Source organism: Verrucomicrobiota bacterium (assembly GCA_016871675.1).
Classification (GTDB): Bacteria; Verrucomicrobiota; Verrucomicrobiia; order Limisphaerales; family VHCN01; genus VHCN01.
On the sequence record VHCN01000088.1, the window covers coordinates 1 to 10,564 of the forward strand.

11 protein-coding genes and 1 pseudogene are annotated in these 10,564 nt (G+C 68.1%); 6 read left to right on the forward strand and 6 right to left on the reverse strand.

From position 1 onward, the window contains the following. The first annotated feature begins 350 nt into the window (after window positions 1-350). Window positions 351-938 (forward strand): MOSC domain-containing protein, encoded by a 588-nt coding sequence (locus tag FJ386_13895; protein ID MBM3877785.1) that lies wholly within the window; start codon window positions 351-353, stop codon window positions 936-938. A gap of 34 nt (window positions 939-972) precedes the next feature. On the opposite strand, the gene FJ386_13900 is transcribed toward FJ386_13895, so the two are convergent. The 3 genes from FJ386_13900 to FJ386_13910 form a co-directional block, all read right to left on the reverse strand. Further along, window positions 973-1,167 (reverse strand): hypothetical protein, encoded by a 195-nt coding sequence (locus tag FJ386_13900; protein MBM3877786.1) that lies wholly within the window; start codon window positions 1,165-1,167, stop codon window positions 973-975. A 250-nt stretch (window positions 1,168-1,417) separates the two neighbouring features. Beyond that, window positions 1,418-2,281 carry a VCBS repeat-containing protein gene (locus FJ386_13905; GenBank protein ID MBM3877787.1) on the reverse strand — a complete coding sequence of 288 codons (864 nt, stop codon included), beginning with the start codon at window positions 2,279-2,281 and terminating at the stop codon, window positions 1,418-1,420. Window positions 2,282-2,305: 24 nt separating this feature from the next. Next, window positions 2,306-2,605: a hypothetical protein gene (locus FJ386_13910; protein ID MBM3877788.1), complete on the reverse strand. Its 300-nt coding sequence runs from the start codon at window positions 2,603-2,605 to the stop codon at window positions 2,306-2,308. 232 nt (window positions 2,606-2,837) lie between these two features. On the opposite strand from FJ386_13910, the gene FJ386_13915 reads away from it, so the two are divergent. Further along, a complete protein-coding gene (locus tag FJ386_13915) occupies window positions 2,838-4,160 on the forward strand; it encodes a hypothetical protein (protein MBM3877789.1) in 1,323 nt (440 codons plus the stop codon). An 867-nt stretch (window positions 4,161-5,027) separates the two neighbouring features. On the opposite strand, the pseudogene FJ386_13920 reads toward FJ386_13915, so the two are convergent. Beyond that, a pseudogene (locus tag FJ386_13920) lies at window positions 5,028-5,135 on the reverse strand (DUF2497 domain-containing protein). Window positions 5,136-5,160: 25 nt separating this feature from the next. On the opposite strand from FJ386_13920, the gene FJ386_13925 reads away from it, so the two are divergent. Next, a complete protein-coding gene (locus FJ386_13925) occupies window positions 5,161-5,412 on the forward strand; it encodes a hypothetical protein (protein ID MBM3877790.1) in 252 nt (83 codons plus the stop codon). A 267-nt stretch (window positions 5,413-5,679) separates the two neighbouring features. After that, complete coding sequence (locus FJ386_13930; GenBank protein MBM3877791.1) at window positions 5,680-5,931, forward strand: hypothetical protein; 252 nt, start codon at window positions 5,680-5,682, stop codon at window positions 5,929-5,931. Between the two features lie 57 nt (window positions 5,932-5,988). Here FJ386_13930 and FJ386_13935 read toward each other — a convergent pair whose 3' ends face one another. Then, window positions 5,989-7,653 carry a DUF1080 domain-containing protein gene (locus FJ386_13935; GenBank protein ID MBM3877792.1) on the reverse strand — a complete coding sequence of 555 codons (1,665 nt, stop codon included), beginning with the start codon at window positions 7,651-7,653 and terminating at the stop codon, window positions 5,989-5,991. On the opposite strand from FJ386_13935, the gene FJ386_13940 reads away from it, so the two are divergent. Beyond that, a complete protein-coding gene (locus tag FJ386_13940) occupies window positions 7,595-9,499 on the forward strand; it encodes a hypothetical protein (GenBank protein ID MBM3877793.1) in 1,905 nt (634 codons plus the stop codon). The two genes, FJ386_13935 and FJ386_13940, sit on opposite strands and share 59 nt — an antisense overlap. Window positions 9,500-9,565: 66 nt before the next feature. On the opposite strand, the gene FJ386_13945 is transcribed toward FJ386_13940, so the two are convergent. Further along, window positions 9,566-10,372: an NUDIX domain-containing protein gene (locus tag FJ386_13945; GenBank protein MBM3877794.1), complete on the reverse strand. Its 807-nt coding sequence runs from the start codon at window positions 10,370-10,372 to the stop codon at window positions 9,566-9,568. Here FJ386_13945 and FJ386_13950 point away from each other — a divergent pair. Then, a partial coding sequence (locus FJ386_13950) for a twin-arginine translocation signal domain-containing protein (GenBank protein MBM3877795.1) occupies window positions 10,360-10,564 on the forward strand: 205 nt, incomplete at its 3' end. The two genes, FJ386_13945 and FJ386_13950, sit on opposite strands and share 13 nt — an antisense overlap.

Here is a 10,564-nt window from a genome sequence, read left to right on the forward strand (position 1 = left end):
TCTCGCCCTCGGTTCCGGGGCCGGGATTCTGCTCGTGCTCATTGCCGGCAAAATCATCCTCGACCTTGCGCTGCACCTCAAAGAACGCGAGCGCGGCGCCATCAACCTGTTCCCACGAAGAACACCAAGGTTGTAAAGGGGTCAGTTCTTGATATTGCTGTATGAGGCGTAGCCGGCGAAACTCGCGACGCCGTGGCGCTCCTTTATCCGACCGCCGAGGAAGCCCGCATCACCTGCGCCATCGTGGACGCCGCCGTGCGCGTGTGCGACGTGAATCGGGCGGGCGAGGGCGCGGCACCACACTGGATTTGCGAGATGCCGGCGGGCGGCTTACTGTCGGCGCGTTTGCCATGAACGAAGTCACTACCCGCATCGAATCCGCGCTCGGCGAACCCGCGCGCCATCTGGACACGGCCGCGCTGGAAGCCGGCTTGCGCGCGCTGCCGGCGGCGCCGAAGGAAGCCGGGCGGCTCACGGGCATTGTGCGCCGACCGACGAAGGACGCGCGCGAAGTCCTCGCCAGCGCGCACGTTTCGCCGGAGGCGGGGCTGCCTGGCGACGCTTGGGCGGGACGATCAACGCCCGATCCCGCCGCGCAGCTGGCCGTGATGCAGACGGGCGTCGCCGAACTGGTCGCCAACGGCCAGTCGCTCGCGCTGTTTGGTGACAATCTCTTCGTGGACCTCGATCTCTCCGTGGCGAACCTGCCGGTCGGGTCGCGGTTGCGCGTGGGCGGGGCGGTGGTCGAAGTGACCCCGATGCCGCACGACGGCTGCCACAAGTTCAACGCGCGCTTCGGCGCGGACGCGCTGAGGTTCGTGAACATGAAACCGACCCGGCACCTTAACCTTCGCGGCATCTACTGGCGCGTCATTGAGGCGGGCGACATCGAGGTCGGTTCGCCGGTGGAGGTGCTCTCGCGGCCGGCGATGGATTGAGGGTCGGATCGGGAGTGGTGTCGCAGCATCTCGATCACACGTTGCGTTGCGTTGCGGGCTTCTTGATCGCCGAGCGCTTGCTGAGGTGTCTGAGCGCGTCCTTGCCGATCCAACGGGACGTGGCGTTGTGGGAAGCGGCGAGCCGGCGCGAGAGGGCGCAGGCGGCGGCGTGGAGCGCGGGGCTGCGCCGGCCGGTTGCGCGCAGCGCCCAGTTCACGGCCTTCTTCATGAAGTTGCGCTCGTCGGTCGCGGCGCCAGCGGTCCATTTCCGCGGGTGTGAGCCGGTCGGCTTCGGCGACGAAGGGCGCGGGCAGCCGGGCGTCAGGATAGCCGGTGTCCCAGAGCGCGAGTGCGATGTCGTGGTTGGAGCCGATTTCCTTCGCGATCTGGTGGATCACGTTCATCGGCACGCTCGCGGCGGTGTCGGCGGGGATGCCGAGGCGGGCCATGCCTTCGCGCACACGGGCGGTGCCGCGCGCTCACTTCCGCACGAACAGCCACACGTAGCCGGTGCGTTCCTCGTTCATGAAGGAAGCGCGCTCCTGATAGAGCTTCTGGTAGCGTTCCATCGCGGCGCGATTGGAGCCGGAGCTGGAGTTGCCGAGGTCGCGCTGGACGTCCTCCATGGCTGCCTTCCACTTCGCTTGGCGCTTGGCGAAGTCTTCCTTGCTCACGCCTTTCGCCGGTGAAATCAGCGTGACGTTGTCGCCGACGAGAATGTCGAGCGTTCCGTCGCCGTTCACGTCCTCGACCCAGATGCGCATGGAGGACGATGGCGCGGCGATGTCCTTTTCATCCAGAAACTCGCCGGTCGCGACCGGGGTGTTCGCGGCGATGACCGTCTTGAATGGCTTCAAGACCGGCGTCTTGCCCTTGCCTGCGGTGTTTTCGGCCCACTGCACGCCTCCGCTGTCGGAGCCGCTGAGCAGGTCGAGGTCGCCGTCGCCATCCCAATCCACGATGAACGGGTCGCCGTGGTGGCCGGGCACTTTGAGTGGTTTGCGGCCGGACGTGATGCGTTGCGATGCGGGCTGAAACTTTCCGCCGCCTTCGCCGAGGAACAAATACAAGCTGCCGGAAAACGTGCCGACCACGAGGTCGAGCTTGGCGTCGCCATTCCAGTCCACGGCGAACGGCCGCGTGCAGATGCTCTCGACCACGTCTTTCTCGCCCTGCGATGGGATGATGAGCGGCTTGCCGTCGGTGCCGTTGAGCACCGAGGCGCGCTTGAACGTGCCGCCTTTCTGTCCCCAAAGCACTTGGAACAGTCCGGCCATGGGCTGTTCGTTGCGCGAGTAGGAGCCGGAAAGGATGTCGCCGAAGCCGTCGCCGTTGAGGTCCACAAACTGTGGAGTCGAGCTCGTGCATCACCACACGCCGGGCACCTCGGCCACGTCGCCCTGCGCCTTGAGCCATTCGCCCGCGGCGAAGCGCCCGCCGCCAAGCCCCTTATAAACCTTGATCTTCCCCTTGTTGAACTGTCCGACGAGCAAGTCCTTCGTGCCGTCGCCATCGAGGTCCGCCAGCGCGGGACAAGCCCAGCCGGGACTCTCGACGCGCGCGTAGGCGTCGCCGCCCTTGATGCGCACCGGCGGCTCAAACCGGAAGTCGGCAGCGGTGGCGCCCGAGACGGCGGCGGCGAGCGCGAAGAGACAGAGTGGTTTCATGAGGTGAGCGGGTTGGATGGTTGCGGTCGTTGGCGCGAGCACGAGGCCCGTGGGTTGGGCGAGTTCTATTCGTTCGCTGCGCAATCTCAAGCGGATTCTTTCCAGAATGCGCTCGACCCAATTGCGCGCGCCGGGGAACGGGGGCTGACCCGGTGAACGCCGCGTGCGGCGAAGGGTGCAAGATTTGCGCGTGCGATGTGCCTTCGATTGTGGCACGAATGGACCCGGTCACATGAAGCCCCGCGAACCGTTGACGCATCGGGTCGCTTGCGGTGTCGGCGTGCTGATGGGCGCGTTGACGATGAACGCCGCCGCCGCGCCACCCGCGGCCAGCGAAGCCGCCCTTCGCGCCGCCATCGAGAAGTCGCTGCCGCTGCTCACCGCGGGCGCGCGCGGCTCGATGGAGAAGCGCGAACGGTGCTTCACCTGTCACAATCAGGGGCTTCCCATCATGGCGCTGGCCACGGCGCAGTCGCGCGGGATCAAGATTGACGCGGAGGAACTCGCGAAGCAGGTCAGGTTCACGGCCGGCTTCCTCGAAAAAAACCGGACAAACTATCTCGCGGGCAAAGGCCAGGGTGGGCAGGCCGACACCGCGGGCTATGCGCTCTGGGCGCTTGAAAACGGCGGCTGGAAGCCGGACGCGACGACCGCCGCCGCCACCGAGTATCTGCTCCAGTGGCAGCGCGACCTCGATCATTGGAAGCCGCAGTCGCGCCGGCCGCCGACCGAGCAAAGCCTGTTCACCTCCACGCACGTTGCGCTGCGCGGATTGAAGACGTTCGGCACACCGCAGCAGCGCGAGCGCATCGACCGGCGCTTCGAGCAAGTGCGCGCGTGGTTGCGCAAGACCCAGGCCGACGACACGGAAGACCGCGTGTTCCGACTGCGCGCCCTGCGCGTCGCGGGCTCGCCCGAGGCTGACATCAAGCAGGCCGTGAAGGAACTGCTCGACACGCAGCGCGCCGATGGAGGATGGGAGCAACTTGCGGGCATGGACACCGACGCCTACGCCACAAGCTCGGCGCTCGTCGCCCTGCACCAAGCCGGCGGACTACCCACGGCGGACGCGGCATATCAGCGCGGGTTGCGCTACCTGCTCGACAAGCAACTCGCGGACGGTTCGTGGCTCGTCACTTCACGCAGCAAGCCGATTCAAACCTACTTCGAGTCCGGCTACCCGCACGGCACGAACCAGTTCATTTCCATCAGCGCCGCAGGCTGGGCCACGACTGCGCTCGCGCTCGCGTTTCCTTCCGCCACCAATGCCCGCGCCGCGAAGACGCCCGACGCGTCTCCGGCCGCGGCCGCGTGGGTCAAGTCGCCGAAGAACCCGATGCTGCGGCTCGGTCCGCCGGGCGCGTTCGACAGCCAGAACATCTTTGCGCCCGCCATGGCGAGGAGCGGCGGCAAGTTTCATTTCTTCTCCAGCGGCGATCCGTCCGGCCCGAGGCACGGCGGCGAACTTGTCCGCTACCAACTCGGCCTCGCCACGAAGCGCGGGCCGCTGGTGCCCGCCGGTTCAGGGCCGGCAGGCGCCGAGCCGGGTCACTGACGGACATTGCATCCGCGCCGCGCCGGGCTAGGATGTTCATCAATCAACACCCGGTTCCCGCAAACCGGACCCAAACCCGCTTATGCGCACCGCGCCCAAACTCCTGAGTAATGCCGCTCGCGGGACGATTCGGTTTGCCTCGCGCCCGTCGGCCGTGGTCCGGGCCATTGCCGTCGGTGGTATCGTGCTGTCGGGGTCCGGCGCCGAACCTCAAGCGCCCGGCGCTTCTCCTTCGAGACAGCCGCCCAGGATTCCGGTGCCGAACCAGTATTACCGCACCAACTCCGAGGTGCCGAACATGGTCCACACCACCAAGGGCCGCCGCGCGATTCTTCACAAGCTGAACGCCATCCGGTTCGACGAGGTGTTCTTCGACGGCGTGCCGCTGCCCGACGTGGTGAAATTCCTCAGCGACGAATCGCGCAAGCTCGACCCCGAGCGCAAGGGGCTCAACTTCCTCGTAAACTCCGTGATCCGCGACAGCCCGCGGCTTGGCGCGGCCGCGACCCCACCCGGCGGACCGCCCGCGCCGCCGCTCGATGCCGCCGGGAATCCCATCCCGGCTCCCGCGGCCGCGGCGCAGCCGGTGGACCTCGACACGGTGCTCATTCGCACGAGCCTGCCGGTGCGCGACGTGACGCTGGCGCAGTTGCTCGACATCCTTGTGAAGTGCGCCGACCAACCGGTGCGCGTGTCGGTGGAGGACTACGCGGTGATGTTTGTGGCGAACAACAGTGAGAACCCGCCGCTGTTCACGCGCGCGTTCCGCGTGGACCCGAACACGTTTGTGCAAGGACTGCAGGGCGTCACGTTTGTGCCGACGGCGTTCGTGCCACCGCCGGGACTCGGGGGCGGCGCGGGTGGAGCGGGCGGTGGGGGTGTTGGCGGTGGAATCGGTGGCGGCGGAGTTCCGCCCGGCGGCGCGGGTGGCGGCGGAGGCGGCGGCCTCGGCGGGTCCGGCGGCGGCTCCGGCGGCGGGCCGCAGTTGCAAAGCGTCACAGTGCGCACGTCGCAGACCAATGCCGCGGGCATTGTTCAGAACTTTTTCCAGAACGCCGGCGTGCGGAGTCTTGCGCGGACGAATTCCGGCGCGCGCGTCACGTTCGATTCCGCCACGGGCACGGTGGTCGTGCGCGCGCCGCAACGCGAGCTGGACGCCGCGCAGAGCGCCGTCGAACAGGTGAAACGCGGCGAACGGTCCATCAAGGTGCCCGCGCCTGCGGCCGCACCCGCGGTGACGCGCAGGCCGTAGCGGTCCCGGGCGGCGCTTCACGGGCAGCGCCCCGCGGCTTGCTTGTGTGTCGCGGGCTGATCTATGTTGGCGTCCATGCAGGACACATTCACGGGTCGTTCCCCCCAAGCGGGAGTCGCAGCCTCCTGTTTCGCCGCACTGGCGCTGAGTCTCTGTGGCTGCGGGGACAAGCCCGCGCCCGCGCTTCCACCGCCCGTCACACCGGTTCCCGCACCGCCCACGGCCAGACCACAGCAGCAAGGGGACGCGGGCGCGCCCCCCGTCGCCGTGCAGCCGCCTCAATCGCGCGAGGCCGCGCTCAAGGAAATCGAGCGCGACGCGGCGTCCGCCGACCCCGAGGTCTACCTCAAAACGCTCACGGACTTGTTGAACGGCTGGATGATGTCGCGGAACAGTTTCCCGACGAACCTCGACGTGTTCGTGAAGGAGAAGATGATCCGCAAGCTCCCGACGCCGCCGCCCGGCAAGCAACTCGCCGTGGATCGCAAGGCGATGAAGGTGATCCTGGTGGACAAGTGATCGGCGGCCGGCTTGCGCAACGTCCCCCCGCCGCCCTGCCACGACGCAACTCGGGGATCACTTCGCCGTTTTCAACTCGAACTTGGGATTGAGTTCCAGTTCGAAATCCCGGTAGCGCACTTCGAACGGGATCGCGCCGCTGTGCAACTGGAAGCCGATCACACCGCTCGCCGCGAACTGCGCATCATCCATGTCCACGCACAACTTGCCGTTGATCGCCGTGCGGACCTTTGAGCGGACCGCGAGCACTTCGTAGGTGTTCCAGTCGCCCGTCTTCACATGCGCCTCGCCACTGTCCCTCCAGAGCAGGCCGCGCGCGTGTTCTTCGTAGAGCTTGCCCCACCAGCCGGCGCCGACGTCGGCCTGGCAGCCCTTCATCAAGCCGTTCGGCAGCACCTCGCTCCGGAACTGGATGCCGCTGTTGCCCGTGTTCGGAACGAGTTTCACCTTCACCACGAGGCGGAAGTCGGACAGCAGGAGCTGGCTGCGGATGAACTCGTTTCGGCGCAGGCCGGCGCTCCTGCCGACGAGTTCGCCGTTCTCGACGCTCCACAACGCCGGGTCGCCGTCCCAGTAGCTAAGGTCCTTGGCGTTGAAGAACAGCGCGACCGTGTCGGCGGAGGCGAGCAGCGGCACTTGCGATTTGCCGCGAAGGTAGGCCGCAAGGTCGCGCACTTCGTCGTCGGTCATGTTCGCGAGCAAGCCGTCTGGCATCATCGAAAGTTCGCTCGTGGCCAGCGTGCGGATGTCCGCGCGCGGCAGCGTGAGCGTCTCGTTGGGCGTGACGACGGTGACCGACTGGCCGTCCTGCCGCGTGACGATGCCGGAGATTGAGCGGTCATCCTTCGTCTCGATGTTCGCAGTGCGGTAGTCGTTCGGGATTTCGGCGTTCGGGTCGAGGATGTTGTGCAGCAAGTAATCGAGGTCGGCGCGATTGGAGCCGGTGATGTCGGGGCCGACCTTGCCGCCGACGCCGTAGAGCGTATGGCACTGGCCGCACGTCTTGGTGTAAAGCAGCCGGCCGCGCGAGAGGTCGTCGGGCCGCGCGGGCTTTGATTCCAACAAGGCGCGGTAACGGGCTATCTCCCTTTTCTTGTCGTCGGGCGTGTCGCGGGTGAGGCCCCACAGTTTGCCGACCAACGCCGTGATGTCGTCCTGCTTGAGCCCGCGCAACTGCCGCACGAGGTCGGCCGGCAGGTCCTTCGCCGGGACCGCGCCGCCCGAAACCGCCGCGAGCAGCGCGCGGGCGGACGCGGCCCGCGACACGAGCGTGCCGAGCGCGTCGCGCTTTTCCGATGCGGAGAGCGAACCATAAATCGCAAGCACGGCGGCGGGCGTTTTCGCGTCGTCGTAAGATGCCAGCCCGCGCAACGCGGGCGCGCGCAGCGCGGGTTCCCCGAGCAACTGGTGCAGCGTGACTGCGAGCGCGGGATCCTTCGCGGCCAGCAACGACTCGAGCGCGGCGTTGCGTTGCGCGGGCGCCGCCGCCGTGTCCGCGAGTCGGGCGCGCAACGCCGTGAGCGCGGTCGCGCTGCCGAACGTGAGCGAAAGCGACTGCGCGAGTTCGCGCACCTGTGGGTTCGCGCTCTTGGCGAGCTTCGCGGAGACGTCGTCCCAGCCCGCGGGCATCTTCACGTTGCGGCGGCCCTTGAGCCCGTCGGTCATGCCCTTGAGGATGTCGAGCTGGAGTTGCGCGTCGTCGGCGGATTTGAGCACGGACACGAGCGCGTCGAGCGCGGCGTCCTGCGCGGCGGCGCGCGGCGCGAGTGCGAACGCGGCGGCGGCTAGAATCGCGAGGGTGAATCGGTGCATGGCGAGGGCAGACCCTTGCAGAAACTCCGGGGCGCGTCAAAAGCCGCGCGCCTCGTGGGCCCGCCTATTGACGCCGCTTGCCGGCGCGTGGATGATTCGACTGCAATCCATGAAGCCCCATCACTCCCGCCGCGACGCGCTCAAGCTCGGCACTTCTGCAGCAGTCGGCGCGATGTTCGCACCGCGGCTCGCGTTTGGCGCGGAGCAGGAGGCGGCCAGATTCGCGCGCGGTGCTGTCATCGGCGAAGCCACGGCGGCCAAGACCGGATTGGGCGCGCTCGCAGACGGCGGAAACGCCGCGGATGCCGCGGTCACTGCCGCGCTCGTGGCGTCCGTGTTCGCGCCGCACCAGTGCGGGCCGGGCGGCTACGGCGGCTGCATGGTTTACGCGCACGGGAAGTCCGGGGCCGTGACCGCACTCGACTTCAACACGGTCGCGCCCGCGGCCCTGCGCGCGGACATCTTCAAGCCCGACGGGGACGGGAAAGTGCGCGGTCGCATCAACGAGTTCGGCTGGCTCGCGACCGGCGTGCCCGGGACACTCGCGGGACTCGAGGCCGCGTGGCGCAGGTTCGGACGGCTGCCGTTTGAGCGGGTGTTCAGCCCGGCGGCGGAACTGGCGGGGCGAGGGTTCGTGGTCAACGCAGGGTTCGCAGGTGCCGCGCGCGCGATGGCTGTCCAGCTCCGCAAAGACGCCGGTTCCGCGAAGCTGTTGCTGCCCGCCGGCGAACCGGTGAAGGCCGGGGACACGTTCCGAAACGAGGAACTCGCCGAGGTGTTGCGCGCGTGCATCGTGCGCCGGTCTGTTCGGGACTTCTACCGCGGCGACATCGCGTTGCGGATCGCGGAGGCGTTCGCGAAGCATGGCGGCTTGGTCACGGCGAAGGACCTCGCCGGCTTCGAGGCGCGCGAAGTGAAGCCGCTCGAAGTGTCGTGGCGCGGGGCAACCGTTCGCACCGCGCCCGTGGGCGCGGGCGGGCTGACGCCGTTGCAGGCGCTCGCGGTGCTGCGGGAGCTCGGCTGGGACACCCGCCCCGTGTCGAGCGAGCGCGCGTGGCTGCGGATCGAAACCCTTCGCGCGGCGTGGCGCGACCGGCTGCAATTGCTCGGCGACGTGCGCGGCATGGACGCGCTCGCCACGAAACTGCTTTCCGCCGGTGGCGCGCAGTTGACCGCTGCGCGAGTGCTCGAAGCCGTCCGTTCGGGGAAACCGATCGCGGCGTCCGGCAGTTCGCGCGAGCACGGGGGCACGATCCACCTCAGCGCGGTGGACGAGGACGGCAACATGGCCGCGCTCACGCTCACGCACGGAAACAGCTTTGGCGCGTGCGTCACGGTGCCCGGGCTCGGCCTCACGCTTGGCCACGGAATGTCGCGGTTCGATCCGCAGCCCGGCCATCCGAACGCGCCCGGTCCGCGCAAGCGGCCGCTGCACAACATGTGCCCCACGGTGGTCTCGCGCGGCGGCCGCCCCGTGCTCGCGCTCGGCGGCGCCGGCGGGCGGCGCATCCCCAACTCGCTGCTCGATGTGTTGCTCAGTGCGATCGTGGACGGTGCATCGGTGGACGAAGCGGTGGCCGCGCCGCGCGTGAACACCGAGGGCGGGCTGGACATCGGATTCGAGGCGAAGTGGCCGCCGGAAGAGCAGGCGTTCTTCAAGTCAGCCGGTTACAACGTCTCGACGAGCCGGATCGCGCGCATCAGTGCGGTGAGTTTCGATCCAAGGACGGGCGGCTGCAGGGCGGCGGCGCGGTGACGGAGCGATTGCCGATCGCGAATTGCGAACAGGAGGAGCCGTCGGTTCGACAAATCACGCGGACCCTCAGCCGTTCCGTGTCTCGCATTCCGCACTCCGCATTTCCTCGATCGCCTTGCGGCAATACCACTTCACTGCGCCGCTCACCGGAGGCGTGAGCGAGTCGAGTTCCCCGGCGCTCACCCAGCGGATGTCGTGGTGCTCCTCGACGGCGAGGGCGAGCGCGCCTTGCTTCGGGCGCGCCCAGTAGATCATGCCGATGTGCTCGTGCGTGTCCGTAATGCGGTGGATGTCGAGGAAGCGCGGCGCGACAAGCGCGCGCGTGCCGGGCTCCGTGGTGGGCGGGCGCTCGCCGGACAGTTCGACGTCCAGCCCGCTTTCCTCGCGAGCCTCGCGGAGCGCGGCCTGCTCGGGATCCTCGTCCAGCTCGATGTGGCCGCCGAGCGGAAGCCATTTGTCGAGCTTGCGATGGTGGATGAGCAGCACCCGGTGCTCATGGACGACGAAGATTGCGACCGTGAAGTCAATCTTCTCATGAATGTGCGCCATGACCGAGGGTGACGGGTGAACGGGACAAGACGCAATGCCCAATGGCCCGCGGTCAGGGCGACATGGCGTCATTGGCCGCTTGTCGTTCCCTTCCTCCGCCATCGGCGCGACCCACTTTGGGTAGATCACGGAGACGGACACCGGCACCACGGCCTCGAAACCGGCAAGTTCGGCACGAGCACGGGGACGCTGACGGGGCTGGAGTTCGCGCGCGGGTGAAGCGCAAGCCTCCATGCTTCGCCGCCGTGTTTCTCGGGTGCGTTCCGAGGTTGGCGGTTGACACCCCGCCAAGACTCGAAAGAGCATGCGACATGAGCACTGCATTCATCCGCCCGCCGTCCCGGCGCGAATTTCTGAAACAGTCCGGTCAACTCGCCGCCGCCGGGACGCTTGCGGGCATCGCGCTGCCGCACGTGCACGCGGCCGGCAGCGATCAGGTGAACGTCGCGCTCATCGGCTGCGGCGGGCGCGGCGGCGGCGCGGCCTCGAACGCGATGAACCAGAGCGGCCCGCCCA